Genomic DNA, 24,096 nt, shown 5'->3' with positions numbered 1-24,096 from the left:
TCGTTGGACGGATTGAAGCACGTTTGCGAGAGTCGCGTCCATGCCTTCATCGTCCCTGATCCACCGCGCCAACCAGGTCCTGCACTGGTCCCGTGCCGCCCTGCCCGGCGTGCTGCTGTGCTTCGCCGTCACCGGCCTCGCACTCGCGCTGCAAGCCCTCGAAATCAAGCACTTCGGACGCGCCTGGCTGGAAGCCCTGGTGCTGGCGATCCTGCTGGGCACGCTGATCCGTACCTTTTGGCCCCTGGGGGTGCGCTGGAAGGCCGGCATCGATTTCAGCGCGAAGACGCTGCTGGAGCTCGCGGTCGTGCTGCTGGGCGCCAGCATCAGCGCCGGCACGGTGCTGCGGTCCGGTCCGGCCCTGCTGATCGGCATCGCCGCCGTCGTCGGCGTGGCCGTCACGCTCAGCTACGCGCTGGGGCGGGCGTTCGGCTTGCCGCGGCGCTTGGCGATGCTGATCGCCTGCGGCAACTCGATCTGCGGCAACTCGGCGATCGCGGCCGTCGCGCCGGTGATCGGCGCCGACGCCGAAGACGTGACGGCGTCGATCGCCTTCACCGCCGTGCTGGGCGTGCTCGTCGTGCTCGGCCTGCCGGTGCTGGCCGCGGCCGCCCACATGACGCCGCGCGGCTTTGGCGTCTTCGCCGGCCTGACGGTGTATGCCGTGCCGCAGGTGCTGGCGGCGACCGCACCCGCCGGCGCGCTCGCCGCGCAGGTGGGCACGCTGGTGAAGTTGGTGCGCGTGCTGATGCTGGGGCCGGTGGTGCTGGTGCTGTCGATGCTGTCCGGGCATGCCCGCCGCGCCGCCGCGCCGGGCGAGGCCGACGGCGGCTGCCGCATCCGCACCGCCGACGCGAGCCCGGTCCCGCCGGGACGGCCACGGCTGCTGCCCTGGTTCATCGTCGGCTTCATGGCGCTGATGGCCTTGCGCTCCGCCGGCACGCTGCCGCAGGCCACGGTGACCGCCATGGGGCAGGCTTCGTCCTGGCTGACGGTGATCTCGATGGCCGCCCTGGGCCTCGGCGTCGACGTGCGCGTGGTCGCCCAAGCCGGCCCCCGCGTCGCCAGCGTGGTGTCGCTGTCGCTGCTGGCCCTGGGCGCCGTGGCCTGGCTGTTGATCCGCAGCCTGGGCATCGACGGTGCCTGACCGTTCACCCCGACGCACCGCCTTCCGGCGGAAGCGCCGGCGACATTGCTGCATCCAATGCTAGAATGCCCGCTCGATTGGGGGTGTAGCTCAGCTGGGAGAGCGTCGCGTTCGCAATGCGAAGGTCAGGAGTTCGATCCTCCTCATCTCCACCAATCATTCCAGTCAAATCAACGCGTTACGCCTTGCGGTGTACCGCGTTGTTTTGCATTTGGAGGCAGGTTTTTGCACTCGCGTTGTGGCGGATTTGTGGCAAACCGCCACCCCTGCAACCAGTGCCAAATGCCGTTTGGCCCTCTAAACAGTTGTCAGCGCGCCAGTAAGTTCACCACGATGGCCAAAGGTCTGCACATTCACGATAAGCAGAGACGTGTCCGTCTGCTTGCTTGTATCGCCGATGACCTCGGCTTCCACGCCCTCGTCGCCGGTGCGCCAAGACTGAATTTGGCCACCCGAGTAAGGGTGGAAAATCCAATTAACAGGACTTGGATCGCGGCGTTGACCCAGGCGAATGGGGGTTGGATGTCGGGCAGGCTAATGTCGCCGATGAGGCCGCCCAGCGAGTAGTGGACTTCTTTGAATAGCGTCTCGGCCATTCCGCTTCTCAGGCAGCAATAACTGCGTCAAGGGTCTTGACCATTTTTCGGAACGAGCGGCTTCGCGAGTTGGCCAACGCAATGTCGAACATCGCCGTCAATGCTGGCTGGTCGCTGACCTCGTGGTACCGGCCACCGGGCATACGTTCGCTCAACCAGCCCTTCGCGTTTCGAGGCACGTCAGGTTGTTCCGGCGTGGTGATGTCGGCACTCAACCCGCGCCTGCCTGCGAGTGACTCAGCCGCCGCCAAGAACCAGGCCTCGTACTCGCGATTCGGAATAACCACCTGCAGCGTCGCACCATGAACGAACACTTGCCCACGAGCATGCAGGTCCCTGGCTAACTCGACTGGACAATCGTCGTCGGCATCTAGCAAGACCAGCACGGTTCCTCCCTGCGCCTTCGCCGCAGCCAGCAGGAGCTTGCGCTCGAACTCTTCCGGGCGCCGAAGAAACTGGTCCCGATGCACGCGAATCGGCGGAGGAACCTCCAAGTCAAAGACACCCTTTGCCTCAGCCAACCGACGCAAGAGGACAGGCATGGCCCTGACCTCGCCATCTCCCTCCACGATGCAGACAATAGTCCGGGTCATGCGTTGGCCTCGAAGAGCTTCATCTGCCGACTTTCCGGCTCAACACGGTGCTTAGGGTCGGGACTGAGCTGATTCAACACTAGCAGTTCGCCTGGCGTAAACAGGCCCCTGCGGACCGACTCACGCGAGGCGTCGTCCAACGGCGCAATTAACGTCGCCCCGTCGTCTACAGAAACAGCCAGCAGACTGTCCACATCCACACTCTTGTCGTCCAACAACTCAGGGCTGTGGCTGGTGACAATGACCTGGCAGCGAGACGAAGCACGCGCCAACGCGTCGCGCACCACCGATGCCGCCGCCGGGTGCAAGGCGACTTCGGGTTCTTCGATGCCCACCACAGATGGCTGCGCACCCTCGCCGCCCTGGAACAGGGCTACCAAGATACCCAGTGCCCTCAGTGTGCCGTCCGACATGCTGTTGGCATTGAAGCGCCATGGGTGCTTGGCGCCGGCCGTATCCTGGCGAAACTCCAGCGTCTCCATGTGTCCAATTCCCACGCGTTGCACCCCATGCACGGAAGGCACGACCAACCCAAGATATTCCTCGACTTGGGCCTTCTCCCTCGGCGCGTAGCGTTCCATGTAGGCCAGGACACTGGCGATGTTTTCGCCAAGAGGCTTCAGCGAAGCACCATCCTGCGGTTTCTGCAGGTCACGGATGACCCGTGGATTCAGGTTGTAAAAGCCCATACCGACTAGCGCGTCGTAGATGGGACGAAACGCCGGCAAACCCGCTGCGTTCACTAAGGCTAGACGGTCTGGTGTGCTGACAGGGAAAACGTCTTCGCTATGTGATTTAGCTATTCCCCTCTCCACCAGATAGCGCGGCCCATCACCAAGCTCACCGATACTCAATTCTTCCTTCTGGACCTCGAAGCCACCCGCCGGCTTGGCGCCAACATTGAAGGCGTAATGGCCAAGTCGTTTGTCAGGCAGGCTGAAGTCAAGTCGAATCGCGAAGTGTGTCGGATGGCCGTTGGAGCGGCGCCGGACTTCAGACAACCCGCCGCGCAAGTGAAGCGAGTTTTCCAAAGAGCCTTCGAGCGCATCCTTCACAAAGTGCAGAACGTCGAGGAAGTTGCTCTTGCCGGTGCCATTGGGGCCGACGAGATAGGTCAGCGGTCCCAGCCTGACGTCACAGGCCGCGATGCTCTTGAAGTTCTTGGCCCTGACGCGATGGATGAAGGTCGTCGAATTCATACTGGAAGGCCCGTTCTTGATGCTTCACTGGTGCAGGTTACAGGCTCGGCCGAAAGCTGGTCCCACGCCTCCAGCACTATCCTGCGCGTCCGGTACTCCCCGTAGGCCCGCATCTCGCCTTCCTTCAAGACCCGGAAGGTCTCACTCGGGTAGTCGGCACCCATTATGAATTGCGTCGCGCTGGCGAGGTTCTTGGCCTCGCGCCAGCGCAGAACTCCGCCTCCAATCCAACGACGACCGCAGCAGCGGCGGCTGCGGCAGCAGTTGCATCAGACCCCGCGTCTGGCGTCAGCAAGTAGCCGCGTCGAGAAGAGGCCTGCGCAGTGATCGGCATGCGCGGCCGCTACGCGGCCCCCGAGGCCGCCGACTTCGAGCGGCTGTAACGCGCGTCCCGAGAGATTTCGAGTCGGCTCCGACGCGATGGGGGCCCCCCCCTGTCGCCTGGCGCGTTCATCCGCGATGGTCCTGACCGCGTCGTTGACCCGCGGGCCCTCCGTGCCGGGGTTTGCCAAGTCGGCCATACCACGGCGTCAACCGCGGCCAGTTCGTTGGCACTGCAGGCTTCACGCCTGACGCGACCGCTCTTTGCCCAGAGCAACGAGATCAATTTGCTGGACCTGAACGTGCTGCTCGCAGTGCGCGCGCCCGAACAGCAAAGCAATCTACTGTCGGTGGCGCGGGAGGACGACTGCTGGCCTCCTACGTGTGCCAATTGCGGCATCAAGCTGGCGGAACGCCAGCCCAAGAACGGCGGCCGGGCCGTTTGGAGCTGCACGAACTACCCGAGGTGCAGAGCGTGCTTGGAGATGCGCAGGGCTGAGTGGATGACCACCCGGCCCGTCCGAAATCATGAAGACCCACCGAGCCATCGGTGTGAAGCACACCGGAATCCCAAGCTGTTCAAGAACGCTTTCCCGTACTTTTCCTTATCACCAACGAAAACGCCACCTCATGGGTGGCGTAAGTCGTTGATTTCATTGCTGAAACCTGGTGGGCGGTGCAGGGTTCGAACCTGCGACCCCTGCCGTGTGAAGGCAGTGCTCTACCGCTGAGCTAACCGCCCGGGTGCTGTTGGAACTTCGGTCCCGGGAAGCCCGCTATTGTGCCACAGATTTTCTGCTCTGCATCACGTGAGCAGGCGCCAGAGCGTCTTGCCGTTGCTGGCCTTGTCGAGTTCGGCCAGCACGGCCTGGTGCGCCGTCAATTCGTCGGCGCTGGCACCGGGCACAGGCAGGCTGAACGAACTCAGGTCGATGGCTTGGATCTGCAGTTGCGGGTTCGGCCCCTCCTCGCTGGCGTCGATCACCAACGTGCCCTGCCCGCGGGTCATGTTGATGTAGACGTCGGCCAGCAGGCCGGCGTCCAGCAGCGCGCCGTGCAGGCTGCGGTTCGAGTTGTCGACTTCCAGGCGCTTGCACAGCGCGTCGAGCGAGTTGCTCTTGCCCGGGAACATCTCGCGCGCCATCAGCAGCGTGTCGGTGACGGACGCCACATGCTCCGCGAACCTCGGCCTGCCGATGCGGCGCAACTCTTCGTTCAGGAAGCCCAGGTCGAAGCTGGCGTTGTGGATCAGGATCTCGGCGCCGGCGACAAACTCCAGCAGTTCATCGGCGATGGCGGCGAAGAGGGGCTTGTCGGCCAGGAAGTCGTCGGTCAGGCCGTGGATGCGGATCGCCTCTTCACTGCCTTTGCGCTCGGGGTTGAGGTAGAAGTGCTTGTGCCCGCCGGTCAGGCGGCGATTCAGCATTTCGACGCAACCGATTTCGACGATGCGGTCGCCGCTCTCGGGCGACAGGCCTGTGGTCTCGGTGTCGAGAAAGATCTGCCTCATGCCGGCGCTCCGCCCGCGGACGGTCCGCGCCGCCCGGCCCACCACCACAGCGCACCGCCGGCCAGGATCATCGGAATGCACAGCCACTGGCCCATGCTCATGTTCAAGGCCAGCAGGCCGAGGAAATCGTCCGGTTCGCGGAAGTACTCGGCAATGAACCGGAAGATGCCGTACCCGAGCAGAAAGGCGCCGCTGACCTGGCCGGTGGCGCGCGGACGCCGGCCGTAGAACCACAGCAGCGCAAACAGCATCAGCCCCTCCATGCCGAATTCGTACAGTTCGGACGGGTGGCGTGGGATGCTGGAACCCGATTGCGGAAACACCATCGCCCATGGCAGCGACGGGTCGGCAGCCCGCCCCCACAACTCGCCGTTGATGAAGTTGCCGATGCGGCCGCTGGCCAACCCGGTGGGCACACAGGGCGCGATCAGGTCGGTCACCTGCAGGAAGCTGCGGCCGCGGCGATAGGCGAACAGTGCCATCGCGGTCGCAACGCCCAGCAATCCGCCGTGGAACGACATGCCGCCCTTCCAGACCGCAAACACCTCCAGCGGATGATGCACATACCAGTCGGGCTTGTAGAACAGCACGTAGCCCAGGCGTCCGCCCAGCACGACGCCGAGCACCCCGAAGAACAGCAGGTCTTCGACGTCGCCCGAGGTCCAGCCTGCATCGGCGAACCAGGGCTTGCGCACCCGCAGATTGGCCAGCCAGAGGAACAGGCCGAACGCCACCAAGTAGGTCAGGCCATACCAATGGACCTGGATCGGTACGCCGATGCGGGTCAGGTCCAGCGCGATCGGATTGAACTGTGGGTGTATCAGCATGGGCCGGGATCATAAGCGCCTGGACTGGGCGAAAATCGCCCGCGAGGCCGCACTTTGCAGCGGTTGACGTTCTTCTCGCCCGGACCGACCAAAGGATTTCTCGATGCCTGCCTACCGTTCCAAGACCTCCACCGCCGGCCGCAACATGGCCGGGGCCCGCGCGCTGTGGCGTGCCACCGGCATGAAGGACGGCGATTTCAGCAAACCCATCATCGCGATCGCCAACTCGTTCACCCAGTTCGTTCCCGGCCACGTGCACCTGAAGGACCTGGGCCAGCTGGTGGCGCGCGAAATCGAGGCCGCCGGCGGCGTGGCCAAGGAATTCAACACCATTGCCGTGGACGATGGCATCGCGATGGGCCATGACGGCATGCTTTATTCGCTGCCCAGCCGCGACATCATCGCCGACTCGGTCGAATACATGGTCAACGCCCACTGTGCCGACGCGCTGGTGTGCATCTCCAATTGCGACAAGATCACGCCGGGCATGCTGATGGCCGCGATGCGCCTGAACATCCCCTGCGTGTTCGTCTCCGGCGGGCCGATGGAGGCGGGCAAGACCCGCCTGGCAGGCAGCGTCGAGATCAAGAAGCTCGACCTGATCGATGCGATGGTGATGGCCGCCGACAGCCAGGTGAGCGACGCCGACCTGGCCGAGGTCGAGCGCTCGGCCTGCCCGACCTGCGGCTCCTGCTCGGGCATGTTCACCGCCAACTCGATGAACTGCCTCACCGAGGCCCTGGGCTTGTCGCTGCCGGGCAATGGCACGGTGGTGGCCACCCATGCCGACCGCGAGCAGTTGTTCAAGCGCGCCGGCCGTCTGGCCGTGGAACTCTGCCAACGCTACTACGAGCAGGACGACGCCTCCGTGCTGCCACGGTCGATGGGCTTCAAGGCCTTCGAGAACGCGATCACGCTGGACATCGCGATGGGAGGGTCGACCAACACCATCCTGCACCTGCTGGCCATCGCCCAGGAAGCCGAGATCGACTTCACCATGGCCGACATCGACCGCCTCTCGCGCGTCGTGCCGCAGCTGTGCAAGGTGGCGCCCAACACGAACAAGTACCACATCGAGGATGTGCACCGGGCCGGCGGCATCATGGCCATCCTCGGTGAACTCGATCGCGCCGGCAAGCTGCACACCGACGTACCCACCGTGCACAGCAAGACCTTGAAGATGGCATTGGACGAGTGGGACATCGCCCGTGCGCCCAGCGCCGAGGTCCAGACCTTCTACCGCGCCGGCCCGGCCGGCATCGCGACCCAGGTCGCGTTCAGTCAGGCGACCCGCTGGCTCAGCCTGGACACCGACCGCGCCGAGGGCTGCATCCGCTCCGCGGAGCACGCCTTCTCGCAGGTCGGCGGCCTGGCGGTGCTGGTGGGCAACATTGCCCTCGACGGCTGCGTCGTGAAGACCGCCGGAGTGGATGACGCACTGATGGTCTTCGAGGGCACGGCCCACGTGACCGAATCGCAGGACGAAGCGGTGGCCCATATCCTTGCCGACAAGGTCAAGGCCGGCGACGTGGTGATCGTGCGCTACGAAGGCCCCAAGGGCGGGCCGGGTATGCAGGAGATGCTCTACCCCACCTCGTATATCAAATCCAAGGGCCTGGGCAAAGCCTGCGCGCTGCTGACCGATGGCCGCTTCTCGGGCGGCACCTCGGGCCTGTCGATCGGCCACGTGTCGCCGGAGGCGGCGGCCGGCGGTGCGATCGGCCTGGTGCGCGACGGCGACCGGATCCGCATCGACATCCCCAAGCGCCGCATCGACGTGCTGGTGTCGGACGAGGAACTGGCGAAGCGCCGCGCCGAGCAGGATCGCCTGGGCTGGAAGCCGGCGCTGCCTCGCCCGCGCAAAGTCTCTGCGGCGCTGAAGGCTTATGCCAAGCTGGCGATGTCGGCCGACAAGGGCGCCGTGCGCGACTTGTCGCAGTTGGACGACTGAGCACCAGGTGGGCGGGTGGGCAGAGGCCCGTCGGCCCCGTGCCGTGGCGCGTCAATGGCGCCGGAACGAACGGCTGTTCTTGTCCTTGGGCCCCAGCCCCATGTTGGCAATGCCGCGCAGGCGCCGCTCCTCCTTGCGGTCGGCGTCACGCTGCATTTCGCGCCGCCGCGTCATGCCCGTCATGTCCGACCACTGCCACCACACCAGGGCCGCGCCGAACAGCCCGACCATCCACCACCAACTCCACGCCGCCAACGGGGTCCAGGACAGCAGCTTCAGCACTGCGAACGCCACCCCCAGCACGACAAACGCCATACCCTGCCTCCCATAGGATGAGGCGAAACCATGAATCGCCCTGTCAACAAATTTCCGTAGAATTCGTTGATCCCACTGTAAGCCACTCTGTCCCCTCCTGGAAGGAACCCATGAAAGCTTTGTTCGCCCTGGTCGCCACGGTCGCCGTGTCTGCCTCCGCCTTCGCCGCCGATGACGGCATGGCCCTGGCACAGAAGAAGAATTGTCTGGCTTGCCACTCGGTGGACGCCAAAATCGTGGGCCCGGCCTACAAGGATGTCGCCGCCAAGTATGCCGGCGACAAAACCGCCGTTGCCAAGCTGAGCGAGAAGGTGATCAAGGGCGGCGTCGGCGTCTGGGGCCAGGTGCCGATGCCGGCCAACCAAGTCACTCCGGCCGAAGCCAAGGAATTGGTGACCTGGGTGCTGTCGCTGAAGAAGTGAACTCCCGTTGGCCGACGTGCCACGATAAAAAGCCCCGCGACGCGGGGCTTTTTTGTGGGCGATCAGGCAACCCGTCCAGGTCGCCGCCAGATCAGTTGTTCTCGGACAATTGGTCCAGGATCGCCGGATTCTCCAGCGTGCTGGTGTCCTGCGTGATCGCCTCGCCCTTGGCGATCGAGCGCAGCAGGCGGCGCATGATCTTGCCCGAACGGGTCTTGGGCAGGTTCTCGCCGAAACGGATGTCCTTGGGCTTGGCGATCGGGCCGATCTCCTTGCCCACATGGTCGCGCAACTGCTTGGCGATCGCCTTGGCCTCGTCACCGGTGGGGCGCGAGCGCTTGAGCACGACGAAAGCCACCACGGCCTCGCCGGTGGTGTCGTCCGGGCGGCCCACCACCGCGGCTTCGGCCACCAGTTCGGTGCAACTCACCAGCGCCGACTCGATCTCCATCGTGCCCATGCGGTGGCCCGAAACGTTCAGCACGTCGTCGATGCGGCCGGTGATGGTGAAGTAGCCGGTCTTCTCGTCGCGGATGGCGCCGTCGCCCGCGAGGTAGTACTTGCCCTTGAAGTCGTCCGGGTAATAGCTCTTCTTGAAGCGCTCGGGGTCGCCCCAGATCGTACGGATCATCGAAGGCCACGGCCGCTTGACGACCAGGATGCCGCCCTGGCCGTTCGGCACGTCCTTGCCCGTCTCGTCGACGATCGCGGCCATGATGCCCGGGAACGGCAGCGTGCACGAACCCGGCACCAGCGGCGTGGCGCCCGGCAGCGGTGTGATCATGTGGCCGCCGGTCTCGGTCTGCCAGAAGGTGTCGACGATCGGGCAGCGACCGCCACCCACGTGCAGGTGGTACCACTCCCAGGCCGCAGGGTTGATCGGTTCGCCCACCGAGCCGAGCAGACGCAGGCTGCTCAGGTCGTAGCTCTTGGGATGGACTGCATCGTTGGCTTCGGCCGACTTGATCAGCGAGCGGATGGCCGTGGGCGCGGTGTAGAACACGCTGACCCTGTGGTCCTGGATCATCTTCCAGAAACGGCCCGCGTCCGGGTAGGTGGGCACGCCTTCGAAGACGACCTCGGTGCCGCCCAGGGCCAGCGGGCCATAGGTGATGTAGGTGTGGCCGGTGACCCAGCCGATGTCGGCGGTGCACCAGAACACGTCGTCGGCCTTGAGGTCGAAGGTCCACTTCGTGGTCAGTGCCGCGTGCAGCAGGTAGCCGCCGGTGCTGTGCTGCACGCCCTTGGGCTTGCCGGTCGAGCCCGAGGTGTAGAGCAGGAACAGCGGGTGTTCGGCTTCCACCCATTCCGGCTCGCAGGTGCTGGATTGCTTGGCGACCAGGTCGTCCATCCACACGTCGCGGCCGGCGGTCATGCTGATCGGCGAACCCGAGCGCTTGACGACCAGCACGTTCTTCACGGCGTCGCAGCCGCCCAGCGCCAGCGCCTCGTCGACGATGGATTTCAGCGGCAACTGCTTGCCGCCACGGACCTGATGGTCGGCGGTGATGATGGCCTTGGCACCGGTGTCCTCCACGCGGTCGCGCACGCTCTGGGCCGAGAAGCCGCCGAACACCACCGAGTGGGTCGCGCCGATGCGGGCACAGGCCTGCATTGCCGCCACGCCGTCGATCGACATCGAGATGTAGATGACCACGCGGTCGCCCTTGCCGATGCCGATGGACTTCAGGCCATTGGCGATCTGGCAGGTCTTGGCCAGCAGGTCCTTGTAGGAAATCCGGGTGACTTCGCCACCATCGGCTTCGAAGATGATCGCGGTCTTGTCGCCCAGACCGCGCTCGATGTTGCGATCCAGGCAGTTGTACGAAGCATTGAGCGTGCCGTCCTCGAACCACTTGAAGAACGGCGCCTCGGCTTCGTTCAGCACCTTGGTGAACGGCGTCTTCCAGGTGAGCAACTCCTTGGCCAGCCGCCCCCAGTAGCCTTCGTAGTCGGTGTCGGCTTCTTGGCACAAGGCCTCGTAGGCCGCCATGCCGGACACGGCCGCCTGCGCAGAGAACGCCGGGTCGGGGGTGTAGATCTTGAGTTCTTCACTCATGGTTATGTCTCCTCAGGGCTCGATGTGATCCATTGCACGCAACTGCGTCCGAGCGGAACTGTGTTCCGGGCGTCTGACGAAGGCCTTACTCCCGGGTGGAGCGCTGTCTCCGCACAGTCCGTGCCAAGTTTAGAACCCCCGGCCGCGACCTGGCGATGCGGGCGAAACCAAGGGATTGCCCGTGGGTACACTGCGTCTCCCGATGCCCGCGGCTCAGGGCGGGCCCTGAGCCGGCGTGCCAGCGTGATGCAAGCCTGCCGGCGCAGGATCGCATCCCCACCTTCTCTTAGCTTCTCAAGAGACCGACCATGACATCCATCCGCCAGGCTGACCTGATCGAATCCGTCGCTGCCGCGCTGCAGTACATCTCGTACTACCACCCGGCCGACTACATCGCCCACCTGGCCCGCGCCTACGAGCGCGAGCAAAGCCCCGCCGCCAAGGACGCGATCGCGCAAATCCTCACCAACTCGCGCATGTGCGCCGAGGGCCATCGGCCCATCTGCCAGGACACCGGCATCGTCAACGTGTTCCTGAAGATCGGCATGAATGTGCAGTGGGAAGGTTTCACCGGCAGCCTCCAGGACGCGGTCGACGAGGGTGTTCGCCAGGCCTACAACAACCCCGACAACAAACTGCGGGCCTCGGTGCTGGACGACCCGATCTTCGCGCGCAAGAACACCAAGGACAACACGCCCGCGGTGGTCTTCATGGAAGTGGTGCCAGGCAACACCGTGGAAGTGACCGTGGCCGCCAAGGGGGGTGGCAGCGAGAACAAGTCCAAGCTGTACATGCTGAACCCGGGCGACAGCATCGTCGACTGGGTGCTCAAGACGGTCCCGACGATGGGCGCCGGCTGGTGCCCGCCCGGCATGCTGGGCATCGGCGTCGGCGGCACGGCCGAGAAGGCCGCGCTGCTGGCCAAGGAAGCGCTGATGGACGACATCGACATGTACGAGTTGCTGGCGCGCGGCCCGCAGAACCAGCTCGAAGAGCTGCGCATCGAGCTGTACGAGAAGGTCAACGCGCTGGGCATCGGCGCCCAGGGCCTGGGCGGCCTGACCACGGTGCTGGACGTCAAGATCAAGACCTACCCGACCCACGCCGCCAGCAAGCCGATCGCGATGATCCCGAACTGCGCCGCCACCCGCCATGCGCATTTCGTGCTCGACGGCTCGGGCCCGGTTTACCTCGATCCGCCCAGCCTGTCGCTGTGGCCCGACGTGCACTGGGCGCCCGACTACAACAAGAGCCGGCGCATCGACCTGAACACGCTGACCAAGGCCGAGGTCGCGAGCTGGAAGCCCGGCGACACCCTGCTGCTCAACGGCAAGATGCTGACCGGCCGCGACGCCGCGCACAAGCGCATTGCCGAGCTGCTGGCCAAGGGCGAACCGCTGCCGGTGGATTTCACCAACCGCGTCATCTACTACGTCGGCCCGGTGGACCCGGTGCGCGATGAAGTGGTGGGCCCGGCCGGCCCCACCACCGCCACCCGCATGGACGGCTTCACCCGCATGATGCTGGAGAAGACCGGGCTGATCGCCATGGTCGGCAAGGCCGAACGCGGCCCGGTCGCGATCCAGGCGATCAAGGACAACCGGAGCGCCTACCTGATGGCGGTGGGCGGCAGCGCCTACCTGGTGTCCAAGGCGATCAAGGCCGCCCAGGTGGTCGGGTTTGCCGACCTGGGCATGGAAGCGATCTACGAGTTCGACGTGGTCGACATGCCGGTGACCGTGGCGGTGGACGCCGGCGGCACCAGTGCCCACATCGAAGGGCCCAAGCTCTGGCAGGCCAGGATCGGCAAGATCCCCGTCGTCGAGGCCTGATCACACCGTCCACCCGCCAAGCTGCCGCGCATGGGCGAGGCCCTGCGGGTGGCCTCAGCGTGCCTGGTGCAGCACGCGTTGTGGAAAGGGGATCTCGACGCCCTGCCGGTTCAGCAGCCGCAACACGGCCAGGTTGACGTCCGAGCGCACGCCGCCCAGTCCGTTTTCCGGGTCGACGATCCAGAACAGCAGGGTCAACTCCAGCCCGTCGGCCGCGAAGTTCGACAGTTGCACGCCCGGTGACGGGTCGGCGAGCACGCGTGGCACCCCTCTCACGGTCTCGACGACCTGCGGCAACAACGCGTCCAGGTCGGTCCCGTAGGCCACCTGCACCACCGTCGACACCAGCACCTTCGGGTCGGCCAGCGACGAATTCTCGACCCGCTGGGTGATCATCATTTCGTTGGGCACGATGGCTTCGCGGCCGTTGAGCGCGCGAATCACCGTGTAGCGCGTGGCGATGTCGGTGATGCGCCCTTCGAAGTTGTCGACCCGCACCGTGTCGCCGATGCGCAGCGAGCCCTCGACCAGGATCACGAAGCCCGAGACGTAGTTCGCAGCGAGCTTCTGCAGGCCGAAGCCGATGCCGACGCCCACCGCGCCGCCCAGCACCGACAGCGTGGTCAGGTCGATGCCGACGGCCGACAGCGCCAGCAGCAGGCCCACGAAGGTGAGCAACGCCCGCACCGCGTTGGCGGCGGCCTTGCGGATCGAGAGCTGCTCGCCCCGCGCGCCTTCGAGCAGCCTCGCCTCGATGGCCGCAGACAGCCACAGCACCAACACCAGCATCAGCCCGGCCGACAGCGTGCCTTCGAGCAGGGTCGTGACCGAGACCGTGCTGCCGCCCACCTTCCAGCGGATGTCGTCCAGCGCGTCCAGCACCTCGGGCAGCACGCCGGTGAGCCAGCCCACCACGGCCAGCCAGGCCAGCCAGGAGAGGGTCCGCTCGACGGCCCGCATCCAGGTCGACTTCGGAAAGGCCGCGCTCAGCACCCGCACGAGCAGGCGGATGACGCAGAACGACACCATCACCGGGATGACGATCTTGAACACCGCCAGCGGCACGCCGCGCCGGATCAGCAGGTGGCGCGCACCGTAAGACAGTGCCAGCGCCAGCACGGGGAACAGCACGCCGTCGATGATGCGCCGCCCGAACCAGACCGACCCTGAGGGCACCTGCGGGCCGCGCAGCACGCGCACCGCGGTCCAGGCCACCAACAGGCAGCCCAGCACCACCGAGCCTTCGATCAGCGCACTGGGGTGCGTCAGCGCGGCAAGAAATTCATCCAGGGTCAGGACAGGCAGGACGTTCGCATTCATGCCGCCATTGTCCCCGCTGCCGCGGGCCGCTCAGACGTCGGCCAGTGCACGCAGGTGGGCCGCCACGCTGCGCGCCAGCGCGCTCAGCGAGTAGCCACCCTCCAGGCACGAGACGATGCGCCCCCGGCTGTGCCGCCTGGCCAGGTCGACCAGCCGGCGGGTGATCCACTCGTAATCGGCTTCGACCAGGCCGAGCTGGCCCATTTCATCCTCGCGGTGGGCGTCGAAGCCCGCCGAGACGAAGATCATCTCCGGCGCGAACGCATCCAGCCGCGGGATCCAGTTGGCCTCGATCAGTTCGCGAATCTCGCCACCCCGGGTGTAGGCCGGGATCGGCAGGTTGACCATGTTGGTCCCCAGCGGAACCCCGCCGGAAAACGGGTAGAGCTGATCCTGGAAGAAGCTGACCATCAGCACCCGCTCGTCGCCGGCGATGATGTCCTCGGTGCCGTTGCCGTGGTGCACGTCGAAATCGACGATCGCCACCCGCTTCAGGCCACGCACGTCCAGCGCATGGCGGGCCGCGATCGCGACGTTGTTGAAGAAGCAAAAGCCCATGGTCTGCGAGCGCGTGGCGTGATGGCCCGGCGGGCGGATCGCGCAGAAAGCGTTCTCGACCCTGCCGTCGATCACCGCATCGGTGGCCGCCACCGCGGCGCCGGCGGCACGCAGCGCCGCGCGCCAGGTGTGCGGGCAGACCATCGTGTCGGGGTCCAGCGCACGGTGCTCGCCGGTCGCGGTGGCCTGCTGCATGAACTCGTCCAGTTCCAGCAGATAACCTTCGGAGTGGGCCAGCATCAAATCGCTGTGGCCGGCCAGCGGCGGGTCGAGCCGGGTCAGTGCGATGTCCAGTCCGGTGGCCAGCAGATGATCCTCGATCGCGTCCAGTCGCTGCGGGCACTCGGGGTGGCCGTTGCCCATGTCGTGGGCGCGGCAATCGGGATGTGAGAAATAGGCCGTGGTCATGGGGTCATGCCGGTGCGATCCGGCAAGTTGTCTCGTGGGTATTCTGAGCTATCGTGGACCCATGACGAGCGCCCATTGGCCTACACGATTGACTCTGCTCAAGAGGCAGATTAGCACGATCATCGTCGGCAAGCCGACCCAGATCGACGACGCGCTGGCCTGCCTGCTGGCCGGCGGCCACCTGCTGATCGAGGACCTGCCGGGCGTCGGCAAGACCACGCTGGCGCACGCGCTGGCGATCTCGCTCGGACTGCAGTTCTCGCGCGTCCAGTTCACCGCCGACATGATGCCCAGCGACCTGCTCGGCGTCAGTGTCTTCGAGCGCCAGCGCGAGGGCTTCGTGTTCCATCCCGGCCCGGTCTTCGCACAAGTGCTGCTGGCCGATGAAATCAACCGCGCCGGCCCCAAGACCCAGAGTGCCTTGCTCGAAGCGATGGAGGAACAGCAGGTCAGCATCGACGGCGAAAGCCGCCCGCTGCCGCACCCCTTCTTCGTCATCGCGACCCAGAACCCCAGCGAGCAGCTGGGCACCTTCGCGCTGCCCGAAAGCCAGCTCGACCGCTTCCTGATGTGCATCCGCCTGGGCTACCCCGATGCCGCGGCCGAGCGAGCCCTGCTGGCCGGTGAAGACCGGCGCGGGCTGATGGCGCGTCTGCAGCCGCTGATGAACGCCGCCGAGGTGCTGCAGCTGATGGCCGAGGTCGCTCAGGTCCATGTCTCGGACCCTTTGCTGGATTACTTGCAGGCGCTGATCGCGGCCACCCGCGACGGACGCTGGTTCGTCGAGGGTTTGTCGCCGCGTGCCGGCATCGGCGTGCTGCGCCTGGGCCGCGCCCGCGCCCTGCTGGCCGGGCGCAGCTTCGTCACGCCGGACGACCTGCAGGCCTTGCTGCCCCAGGCCATCGCCCACCGGCTGGTGCCGGTGCCCGGTGCCGGCCGCGGCCGCCGCGAACAGGTGCGTGCGATGCTGCAAGCGGTCGCGCTGCCCTGAGCCGACGGCGATGACCGGCGGACTCCGACGGCGCCTGCAAGCTTGGTGGCTGGCGCGCCTGCCGCCGACCGATCAATGGACGCTGACCCAGCGCAACGTCTACATCGTGCCGACCCGCGCCGGCCTGGCGTTCGCGATCACTCTGTTGCTGCTGCTCGTCGGCGCCATCAACTACCAGCTCAACCTGGGTTACGCGCTGACCTTCCTGCTCGCGGGCAGCGCGCTGGCCTCGATGCACATGACCCACGGCAGCCTGCGCGGGCTGACGCTGCACCTGAAACCGCCCTCGCCCTGCTTCGCCGGCGACGCCACGCTGCTGGAGATCGCGATCGACAACCCCGGCGCGGCGCGCCATGGCCTGGGTTTCGCGGTCGACGGCGCCGGTGCTGGCGCCGCGGACTTCAGCTGGGTCGAGATCGACGCCCGCGGCCGCTCGCTGCTGGGCCTGAGCTGCCGCTTCGCGCGGCGCGGCCACCACGCGCTGCCGGTGCTGCGCATCGAGAGCCGGTTTCCCTTCGGCCTGTTCCGCGCCTGGTCGCTCTGGCGGCCGGCGGCGCGCGTCTGGGTCTACCCCGCGCCCGAGCGGCCCGCGCCTGAACTGCCGCCGGCACGTCGGGCCGCCGAGGCCGGGCCTGCGACGAGCCGTGGCGGCGCGGACGAGTTCGACAGCCTGCGGCCGTGGCGGCGCGGCGACGCCCTGCGCCAGGTGGTGTGGAAGCAGCTCGCCCGCAGCGGTACCTTGATCAGCCGTGAATCAAGCCACGCGGCCCGCCCGCAGCTTTGGCTGGCGTGGGACGACACCCGCGGGCCGGATCCCGAGGCGCGGCTGTCGCGACTGGCCGCCTGGGTGCTGGCGGCCGAAGCCCAGGGCCAGGTGTGGGGACTGCGTCTTCCCGGTGCCGAGATCGCTCAGGCCGCCGGCACCGCCCATCAGCACGAAGCGCTGCAGGCGCTGGCACGATGGACGCGCTGAATCCGTCGCCGTGGCGACAGCGCCTGTCCGCGCTGCCGCGCGAGACCCGCGATACCTGGTTCCTGCTGGCCCTGATCGCGTGGACGATCGCGCCGCACCTGCCACGCCTGCCTTCGGGCCTGGCGCTGCTGAGCGGCGGGGTGCTGCTGTGGCGGGCGCGACTGGCCTGGCGCCAGGCACCGCTGCCGGGACGCAGGCTGCTGCTGGGCGCCGTCGGGCTGGCGCTGGCCTCGGTCTGGATCAGCCAGCATGGCCGGCTGGGGCGCGATACCGCGGTCGACCTGCTGGTGCTGCTGATGACGCTCAAGACGCTGGAACTGCGCGCCCGTCGCGACGCGCTGGTGGTGTTCTTCCTCGGCTTCTTCCTGGTGCTGACCCAGTTCCTGTACTCGCAGTCGCTGATCACCGCGTTGGCCATGGGCGTATCGGTCTGGGGTTGGTTGACCGCGCTGACGCTGGCCCACATGCCGGCCGGCGTGCCTCGCTTGCGCGACGCCGGCGCGCTGGCCGCCCGCGCAGCGGGGCTGGGCGTGCCGGTGATGGTGGCGCTGTTCCTGCTGTTTCCGCGCCTGTCCCCGTTGTGGGGCGTGCCCGCAGAGACCGCCCGCACCGGGTTGTCGGACCACCTTCGGCTCGGCGACATCGCCGAACTGGCGCAGGACGACAGCATCGCGCTGCGCTTGCGGTTCATGGGCCCGGCCCCACCGCCGCAGGCACTGTACTTCCGGGGGCCGGTGCTGTCGCGCTACGACGGCCGGCAGTGGCGCGGCGCGGACGCCGAATCGGCCGACGATGGCCGCCCGGCCGTGCTCACCCGCGGCCCGGGCATCGCCTACGAGATGACGCTGGAGCCGCTGCATATCGCATGGCTGCCCTTGCTCGACCTCACCCCGCAGGCCCCGACCAGCCTCCCGGCCTTGCCGGACCTGCGCCGCGGCACCGGCGGCCAATGGCAATTGCGCAGCCCCTTGGGCCAGCGGGTGCGCCTGCAGGCCCGCGCCTGGCCCGATGCCCTGACCGAGCCGCAGCTGAGCCGCCGACGCCAGCGCGAGCTGACGGCGCTGGCGCCAGGTCACGACCTGCGCACCCGCGCCTGGGCCGCGGACTTCCATGCACGTGCCGATCTGCGCGATGCCGACGCCGCCACCTTGTCCGACGCCGTGCTCCGGTACATCCGCAGCGCCGGCTTCAGCTACACGCTCAGTCCCGGGCACTACGGCAGCGAGCCGGTCGACGCGTTCTGGCTGGACCGTCGCCAGGGCTTTTGCGAACACTTTGCGGCGGCCTTCGTGGTCGTGATGCGCGCGATGGGCGTGCCCGCCCGCATCGTCACCGGCTACCAGGGCAGCGACGACGCCCCGGAGGACGGCTTCTGGGTGGTGCGCCAGAGCCACGCCCATGCCTGGGCCGAAGTCTGGGAGGCCGGCCACGGCTGGCTGCGCGTCGATCCGACCGCCGCCGTCGCACCGGACCGCATCCTGCACGGCCGCGAACTGCTGCCCGCGCCGGGCTTGATCGGCGGCGCGCTCGAGGCCTTCGATCCCGGCCTGACGTGGCGCCTGCGCCGTGCCTTCGAAACGCTGGACAACCGCTGGAACCAATGGGTGCTGGGCTACGGCCGACCGCAGCAGGACAAGCTGCTGCGGGCGCTGGGCCTGCGCGATGCCGATCCGGCCGCACTGGCGCAGGCGCTGGGCGTGCTGCTGGCCGCGGTCGCGCTGGCGGGCGCGGCCTGGGCGGCGTGGGATGCGCGGCGGCGCACGCCCTGGCAACGCCTGCAGGCGGCGGTGAGCGGCGAGTTGCTGCGCCTGGGCGTCGAGGTGCCTGCATCGGCCAGTCCGGGCCAGTGTGCCGACCGGGTCGACCAGGCCTGCGGGGACGCCGGCCACGCCATCGCCGAGGCCCTGCGCGATCTGCAGCGCATGCGCTATGGTCCGCCCGCCGTGGCTGGCGCACCTCAGACCGGTGACCGATGGCGGCGCTGGCAGCGCGATTTCCACCGCCGCTGCGTGCAGTTGCGCCGCGCGCCGGCCCGACCGCGATAATTCCGTGCGGCACCACCGCCCCCTCCACCGGTGCCGAGACACCGTGCTCCGCGAGCCAGAGCGCCGCTTGCCGCCCCGGCCGGGCACGGACGCGGTCTGCCGCCTCCGGCGCCTCTCCACTAAACCGGCCAGAACGCCCGTCCCCCATGCGCCACGCCACCCCGCTGACCTCTGCTCGACGCCCTCCGGTCCTGGCCCGGGCCCTGATCTGCCTGGCCACCGGCGCGCTGGCCTGCCTGCCCGCGACGGCACGGTCCCCCGCCCGGCCGCGGCACGCCGACGTGGCCGTTCAAGCCGACGACGCGCCCGACGTGGTGATCTATGGCCACCGGCCCGACGTGATGGCGCTGGCGCACCAGATCGCGCAAGCCCAGAAGCTGGACGAGACTTGGGTGGCCGACCAACTCGCACAGGCGCGCTACCAGCCTCGCGTCGCGCGCCTGGTCATGCCGCCGCCGGCCGGCACGGCCAAGAACTGGCAGGCCTATCGGGCGCGCTTCGTCGAACCTCAGCGGGTACGCGAGGGGCTGCGTTTCTGGGACGACAACCGCCGTTGGCTGGACGCAGCCCAGCAGCGCTGGGGCGTGCCGCCGGAAATCGTCACGGCCATCGTCGGCGTCGAGACTTTTTATGGCCGGATCCGCGGCCATTTCCGGGTGCTGGACGCGCTGTCCACCTTGTCCTTCGATTTCCCCAGCGGCCGCAGTGACCGCAGCGGGTTCTACCGCGACGAACTGGGCGCCTTCCTGGCCTGGTGCGCCGCCGAACAGCGCGATCCGACCTCGGTCAAGGGCTCGTTCGCCGGCGCCATCGGCCTGCCGCAGTTCATGCCCACCAGCCTCCGGACCTATGCCGTCGACTTCGACGGCGACGGCCGCATCGACCTGGATCACAGCGGCGCCGATGTGGTGGGCAGCGTGGCACATTACTTCGCCAGCTTCGGCTGGGAACGCGGTGGACCGACCCATTTCGAAGTCGCTCCCCCGGTGGACACCGCGGCGCGTGCCGCACTGCTCGCACCCGACGTCCAGCCGACGTTCAGCGCCCGGCAGATGGCCGAGCGTGGTGCCGTGCTTGAGCCGGCCGGCCTGGTCTATGTCGGCCTGCTTGCCCTGGTGGAATTGCAGAACGGCGACCAGGCCCCAAGCTACGTCGCCGGCACCCGCAACTTCTACGTGATCACACGCTACAACTGGTCGAGCTACTACGCGATGGCGGTGATCGACCTGGCTCGCGAACTGCGCCGGATGCAACCGCCGCCGGCCGCAGCGCCGGTCGCTGCCGAGGCGGCCGAAGCGGCCTCGGCGCCCGCTTCGGCCGCGTCGGGGAGCGGCCTACAATGAGCCCGCCCCCGTCGTCCGCCCCCTCCTACAAGGCACCACGGCCCATGTCACGACTGCCGGATCTTGCCGAGCGCATCGAACGCCTCGTGCTGCGTCACGAGGAACTCCAGCGAACCAACACGCTGTTGCAACAGCAATTGCAGGCCACGGTGGCCGAACGCGACAGCCTGAAGTCGCGCCTGGCCGCAGCGCGCTCGCGCGTCGACGCGCTGCTCGAACGCCTGCCGGTCGAACCCGCACCGGCGGCCCCCCCCGGAGCCGCCGAATGAAGCAGATCGAAGTCACCATCCTCGGTCAAAGCTATCTGCTGGGTTGCCCCGAAGGCGGCGAAGCGCTGCTGCACGCCGCCGTGCACACGGTGGACCAGGAAATGAGCGCGATCCGGGACGCCGGCAAGGTCAAGGCCCGCGAACGCATGGCCGTGCTGGCCGCGCTGAACCTGGCCTACCGTCTGGCCGATCGACCGGCCGTCCCGGCAACGCCCAAGACAGGAACGGTGCCGACCGGCGCCGAGGCCAGCGACGATGCCGATCTGGTCGAGTGGCTGATCGCGCGCGTCGACGCCACCCTGGGCGACGACGGCCGGCTGCTGTAGGCGCCCGCGCGCAGGGCGCAATCCCTTCAGGCCCCTCGTTGGCGCGGACATCGGCCGATCGCGCCCCGGCAGGCCTAGAATGCAGGCGTCCGTCGCATCTGCGTGGGTTTTATATTTCCTTGAACCGATGCTCTCGCGAGCCAGGGCTTGGAACATTGCCCGACTGGTGTGATCGTCTCGCGTCAGATGAACCCGACGTCGTGCTGACCTCGCCCACCTGAATCCCCTGGGTTCAGGAATGCGGCCCACGGTTTGCGGCGGACACCTTTCTGCTGTCTCCACCTAGCCCTGCGCATGCCCTCGTACTGGCTGATGAAAAGCGAGCCCGACGAGTGCTCCATCGACACCCTGGCCGGCCTGCCCGGCCAGACCGTGCCCTGGGTGGGGGTGCGCAACTACCAGGCGCGCAACTTCATGCGCGACGCGATGCACGTGGGCGATGGCGTGCTGTTCTACCACTCTTCCTGCGCCGAGCCCGGCGTCGCCGGCCTGGCCGAAGTGGTCAGCACGGCCTACCCGGATGCCACCCAGTTCGACCCGCTCAGCCGCTACCACGATGCCAAGTCGCAGCCCGCCTCGCCGCGCTGGCTGAACGTCGACGTGCGCCTGCGCCGCAAGACCCGGCTGCTGCCCCTGCGCGAGATGCGGGCGACCCCTGCGCTGGCCACCCTGCTGCTGCTCAAGCCCGGCAACCGCCTGTCGATCACGCCGGTGACGCCGGCCGAGTGGCAGACGGTGCTGGCCTTGCTGGACGCGGCATGAGTGCGCGACGTCCCGCCGGCGCAGCCAGGCGGCCGATCCGGCGCGCGTTCGCCGGCCCCCTGAGCGTGGCGCGCCACTGATGTCCGGCGCGGGAGCAAGCGCGTTCGACGCGGTGATCGTCGGTGCCGGCGCGGCCGGCCTGTTCTGCGCCGCACTGGCCGGGCAGCGCGGCCTGAAGGTGCTGCTGATCGACCATGCCGCCAAGCTGGCCGAGAAGATCCGCATCTCCGGCGGAGGCCGCTGCAACTTCACCAACCGCGACGCCAGCCCGGCCCAGTACCTGTCGGAGAACCCGCATTTCTGCCGCTCCGCGCTGGCGCGTTATCCGGCCAGCGAATTCATCGATCTGGTGCGCCGGCACGGCATCGCCTTTCATGAAAAACATCGCGGCCAGCTGTTCTGCGACGACTCGGCCGAGCAGATCATCGCGATGCTGGTCCACGAGTGCGAGCGCGGTGGCGTCACGCGCTGGCAGCCCTGCGCCGTGCGTGAGGTCCTGGCCGACGCGTCCGGCGCGTGGTTGCTGCGGACCGACCGCGGGCCGGTGCGCACCCGCAACGTGGTGGTGGCGACCGGCGGCCTGCCGGTGCCCAAGATCGGCGCCAGCGATTTCGGCCTGCGGCTGGCCGAACGGCTCGGCCATCGCCTGGTGGCGCCGCGCCCGGCCTTGGTGCCGCTGACCTTTTCCGCCACCGAATGGGCGCCGTTCGCGGCGCTGGCCGGCATCGCGCTGCCCGTGTTGATCAGCACCGATGTGCCCGGCCCCGGCAAAGCCCGCAAGCAGGCGCCGCGCATCGAGTTTCACGAAGACCTGCTGTTCACCCACCGCGGCCTCAGCGGACCGGCGGTGCTGCAGATCTCCAGCTACTGGCGGCCCGGTCAAGCACTGCGTATCGATCTCGCGCCCGGTCGGGATCTGGCCGCCTTGCTGCAGCAGGCCAAGCGCGGCTCGCGCCGCCAGCTGGGCAACGAGCTCGGCACCCTGCTCCCCCAGCGACTGGCCGACGCGTGGCTGGCAAGGCTGGGCGTGTCCGCGACCCTGGCGATGGACCAGGTGCCGGACGCCACCCTGCAGCAGTTGGCGGCCAGCCTGCAGGGCTGGCAGTTGACGCCCAGCGGCACCGAGGGCTGGAACAAGGCCGAAGTGATGGCCGGCGGCGTCGACACCCGCGATCTCAGTTCCCAGACGCTGGAGAGCAAGCGCCACCCCGGCCTGTATTTCATCGGCGAGGTGGTGGACGTGACCGGCTGGCTCGGCGGCTACAACTTCCAGTGGGCCTGGGCGAGCGCCGCGGCCTGCGCCCAGGCCCTCGCCCCGGCGGGCGACCCGGACGGTCCCACCGGATCGCCGGGCGGCGCCGGGCAGGCCTGAGGCCCGGACTTGGCCAGGCCGGCCACCGCGCTCAGTACCGGTAGACGCCGCGGCCGGTCTTGCGGCCCAGCCAGCCCGCAGCCACCATTTCCTTCAGCAGCGGACAGGGCCGGTACTTCGAGTCGTTGAACTCGGCCATGTAGACATTCATCACCGCCAGGCAGACGTCCAGCCCGATCATGTCGGCCAGAGCCAGCGGACCGATCGGCTGATTGCAGCCCAGCTTCATGCCGGCATCGATGTCCTCGGCCGACGCGGTGCCCTCGGCGAGCACGAAAAAGGCCTCGTTGATCATCGGCACCAGGATGCGGTTGACGACGAAGCCCGGCGCGTTCTTCACCGTGATCGGGGTCTTGCCCAGGCGCTCGGACAGCGCCTTGACCGCGTCGTGCGTCGCATCGCTGGTCTGCAGGCCGCGGATGATCTCGACCAGCGCCATCATCGGCACCGGGTTGAAGAAATGCATGCCGATGAAACGGTCCGGGCGCTGCGTCGCGGCCGCCAGCTTGGTGATCGAGATCGACGAGGTGTTGGTCGCCACCAGGGTTTCGGCCGGCAGCAAGGCGTCGAGTTGCTGCAGGATCTTGACCTTCAAGGCCTCGTTCTCGGTCGCCGCCTCGATCACCAGCGGTGCCGCGGCCAGGGCGGCGTAATCGGTGGAGCCCTTGATCCGCGCCAGCGCCGCGGCCTTGTCGGCCTCGGTGATCTTTTCCTTCTTGATCAGGCGGTCCAGGCTGCCCGCCACCGTGGCCAGGCCGCGTTGCACGGCGGCTTCGTTGATGTCCACCATCACCACGTCGATCCCGCACACGGCGCAGGCCTGCGCAATGCCGTTGCCCATCGTGCCCGCGCCAATCACACCCACCGTCTGAATCGTCATGAAAACTCCTGTGAATCGGGCGATCTGCCCATGCCGGACAGTCTACCCAGCCGATCGCGAGAGGCGGCCGGTCGCGG

The 24,096-nt window shown here is 67.7% G+C and carries 21 protein-coding genes, 2 tRNA genes and 1 other RNA gene; 14 read left to right on the top strand and 10 right to left on the bottom strand.

Annotation, left to right across the window (positions count from 1 at the left end; translation table 11 throughout):
• Positions 1-40: 40 nt before the first annotated feature.
• Both AC0N04_RS12160 and AC0N04_RS12155 read left to right on the top strand, forming a co-directional pair.
• Positions 41-1,147 (top strand): YeiH family protein, encoded by a 1,107-nt coding sequence (locus tag AC0N04_RS12160; protein WP_474281914.1) that lies wholly within the window; start codon positions 41-43, stop codon positions 1,145-1,147.
• A 79-nt stretch (positions 1,148-1,226) separates the two neighbouring features.
• Positions 1,227-1,302 (top strand) — tRNA-Ala (locus AC0N04_RS12155).
• Positions 1,303-1,751: 449 nt separating this feature from the next.
• Here AC0N04_RS12155 and AC0N04_RS12150 read toward each other — a convergent pair.
• The 5 genes from AC0N04_RS12150 to lgt all read right to left on the bottom strand — a co-directional run bounded on the left by AC0N04_RS12150 (position 1,752) and on the right by lgt (position 6,193).
• Complete coding sequence (locus tag AC0N04_RS12150) at positions 1,752-2,336, bottom strand: DUF4276 family protein (protein WP_474281912.1); 585 nt, start codon at positions 2,334-2,336, stop codon at positions 1,752-1,754.
• Positions 2,333-3,535: an AAA family ATPase gene (locus tag AC0N04_RS12145; RefSeq protein WP_474281910.1), complete on the bottom strand. Its 1,203-nt coding sequence runs from the start codon at positions 3,533-3,535 to the stop codon at positions 2,333-2,335. The genes AC0N04_RS12150 and AC0N04_RS12145 overlap by 4 nt, the downstream gene beginning before the upstream one ends.
• Before the next feature lie 988 nt (positions 3,536-4,523).
• Positions 4,524-4,598: transfer RNA gene (locus AC0N04_RS12140), tRNA-Val, on the bottom strand.
• Between the two features lie 63 nt (positions 4,599-4,661).
• The gene (gene dnaQ / locus AC0N04_RS12135) at positions 4,662-5,366 is read right to left on the bottom strand and encodes a DNA polymerase III subunit epsilon (RefSeq protein ID WP_474281908.1); all 705 of its coding nucleotides are present in this window, start codon (positions 5,364-5,366) and stop codon (positions 4,662-4,664) included.
• Complete coding sequence (gene lgt, locus AC0N04_RS12130) at positions 5,363-6,193, bottom strand: prolipoprotein diacylglyceryl transferase (RefSeq protein WP_474281906.1); 831 nt, start codon at positions 6,191-6,193, stop codon at positions 5,363-5,365. Before lgt ends, dnaQ begins: the two co-directional genes overlap by 4 nt.
• A gap of 103 nt (positions 6,194-6,296) precedes the next feature.
• On the opposite strand from lgt, the gene ilvD reads away from it, so the two are divergent.
• The gene (gene ilvD / locus AC0N04_RS12125; protein ID WP_474281904.1) at positions 6,297-8,144 is read left to right on the top strand and encodes a dihydroxy-acid dehydratase; all 1,848 of its coding nucleotides are present in this window, start codon (positions 6,297-6,299) and stop codon (positions 8,142-8,144) included.
• 51 nt (positions 8,145-8,195) lie between these two features.
• On the opposite strand, the gene AC0N04_RS12120 is transcribed toward ilvD, so the two are convergent.
• Positions 8,196-8,459: a TIGR04438 family Trp-rich protein gene (locus AC0N04_RS12120; protein WP_474281902.1), complete on the bottom strand. Its 264-nt coding sequence runs from the start codon at positions 8,457-8,459 to the stop codon at positions 8,196-8,198.
• 110 nt (positions 8,460-8,569) lie between these two features.
• Between AC0N04_RS12120 and AC0N04_RS12115 the strand changes: the two genes are divergently transcribed.
• Positions 8,570-8,881 (top strand): c-type cytochrome, encoded by a 312-nt coding sequence (locus AC0N04_RS12115; RefSeq protein WP_474281900.1) that lies wholly within the window; start codon positions 8,570-8,572, stop codon positions 8,879-8,881.
• A 91-nt stretch (positions 8,882-8,972) separates the two neighbouring features.
• Here AC0N04_RS12115 and acs read toward each other — a convergent pair whose 3' ends face one another.
• Positions 8,973-10,940, bottom strand: a complete 1,968-nt coding sequence (acs, locus tag AC0N04_RS12110; RefSeq protein WP_474281898.1) for an acetate--CoA ligase — start codon at positions 10,938-10,940, stop codon at positions 8,973-8,975.
• Between the two features lie 308 nt (positions 10,941-11,248).
• On the opposite strand from acs, the gene AC0N04_RS12105 reads away from it, so the two are divergent.
• Positions 11,249-12,772, top strand: a complete 1,524-nt coding sequence (locus AC0N04_RS12105; RefSeq protein WP_474281896.1) for a fumarate hydratase — start codon at positions 11,249-11,251, stop codon at positions 12,770-12,772.
• A gap of 54 nt (positions 12,773-12,826) precedes the next feature.
• Here the strand turns inward: AC0N04_RS12105 and AC0N04_RS12100 are convergent, their stop codons facing one another.
• Positions 12,827-14,092, bottom strand: coding sequence for a mechanosensitive ion channel family protein (locus AC0N04_RS12100; protein ID WP_474281894.1), 1,266 nt, complete (start codon positions 14,090-14,092; stop codon positions 12,827-12,829).
• Positions 14,093-14,122: 30 nt separating this feature from the next.
• Positions 14,123-15,058, bottom strand: coding sequence for a histone deacetylase family protein (locus AC0N04_RS12095; protein ID WP_474281892.1), 936 nt, complete (start codon positions 15,056-15,058; stop codon positions 14,123-14,125).
• A gap of 61 nt (positions 15,059-15,119) precedes the next feature.
• Between AC0N04_RS12095 and AC0N04_RS12090 the strand changes: the two genes are divergently transcribed.
• The 9 genes from AC0N04_RS12090 (at position 15,120) to AC0N04_RS12050 (ending at position 23,139) form a co-directional block, all read left to right on the top strand.
• Positions 15,120-16,049, top strand: coding sequence for an AAA family ATPase (locus tag AC0N04_RS12090; RefSeq protein WP_474281890.1), 930 nt, complete (start codon positions 15,120-15,122; stop codon positions 16,047-16,049).
• 10 nt (positions 16,050-16,059) lie between these two features.
• Positions 16,060-17,022 carry a DUF58 domain-containing protein gene (locus AC0N04_RS12085; RefSeq protein WP_474281888.1) on the top strand — a complete coding sequence of 321 codons (963 nt, stop codon included), beginning with the start codon at positions 16,060-16,062 and terminating at the stop codon, positions 17,020-17,022.
• On the top strand, positions 17,010-19,067 hold the full coding sequence (locus AC0N04_RS12080) for a transglutaminase TgpA family protein (RefSeq protein ID WP_474281886.1): 2,058 nt from the start codon (positions 17,010-17,012) through the stop codon (positions 19,065-19,067). Before AC0N04_RS12085 ends, AC0N04_RS12080 begins: the two co-directional genes overlap by 13 nt.
• Positions 19,068-19,213: 146 nt before the next feature.
• Positions 19,214-20,410, top strand: a complete 1,197-nt coding sequence (gene mltB, locus AC0N04_RS12075; RefSeq protein WP_474281884.1) for a lytic murein transglycosylase B — start codon at positions 19,214-19,216, stop codon at positions 20,408-20,410.
• Positions 20,411-20,454: 44 nt separating this feature from the next.
• Entirely contained in the window at positions 20,455-20,679 is a 225-nt protein-coding gene (locus AC0N04_RS12070) for a DUF904 domain-containing protein (RefSeq protein WP_474281882.1), read from the top strand.
• On the top strand, positions 20,676-21,005 hold the full coding sequence (locus AC0N04_RS12065; protein WP_474281880.1) for a cell division protein ZapA: 330 nt from the start codon (positions 20,676-20,678) through the stop codon (positions 21,003-21,005). The genes AC0N04_RS12070 and AC0N04_RS12065 overlap by 4 nt, the downstream gene beginning before the upstream one ends.
• Positions 21,006-21,090: 85 nt before the next feature.
• A non-coding RNA gene (gene ssrS / locus AC0N04_RS12060) (6S RNA) lies at positions 21,091-21,271 on the top strand.
• Between the two features lie 28 nt (positions 21,272-21,299).
• Entirely contained in the window at positions 21,300-21,767 is a 468-nt protein-coding gene (locus AC0N04_RS12055; protein WP_474281877.1) for an EVE domain-containing protein, read from the top strand.
• Between the two features lie 79 nt (positions 21,768-21,846).
• Positions 21,847-23,139 (top strand): BaiN/RdsA family NAD(P)/FAD-dependent oxidoreductase, encoded by a 1,293-nt coding sequence (locus tag AC0N04_RS12050; RefSeq protein WP_474281875.1) that lies wholly within the window; start codon positions 21,847-21,849, stop codon positions 23,137-23,139.
• Positions 23,140-23,170: 31 nt separating this feature from the next.
• Here the strand turns inward: AC0N04_RS12050 and AC0N04_RS12045 are convergent, their stop codons facing one another.
• Positions 23,171-24,019: a 3-hydroxybutyryl-CoA dehydrogenase gene (locus tag AC0N04_RS12045; RefSeq protein ID WP_474281873.1), complete on the bottom strand. Its 849-nt coding sequence runs from the start codon at positions 24,017-24,019 to the stop codon at positions 23,171-23,173.
• Positions 24,020-24,096: the final 77 nt, after the last annotated feature.

Source organism: Ideonella sp. sgz306126 (assembly GCF_056032705.1).
The sequence above is the reverse complement of the archived record's forward strand: the minus strand, read 5'-3'. Positions and strand labels throughout refer to the sequence as shown.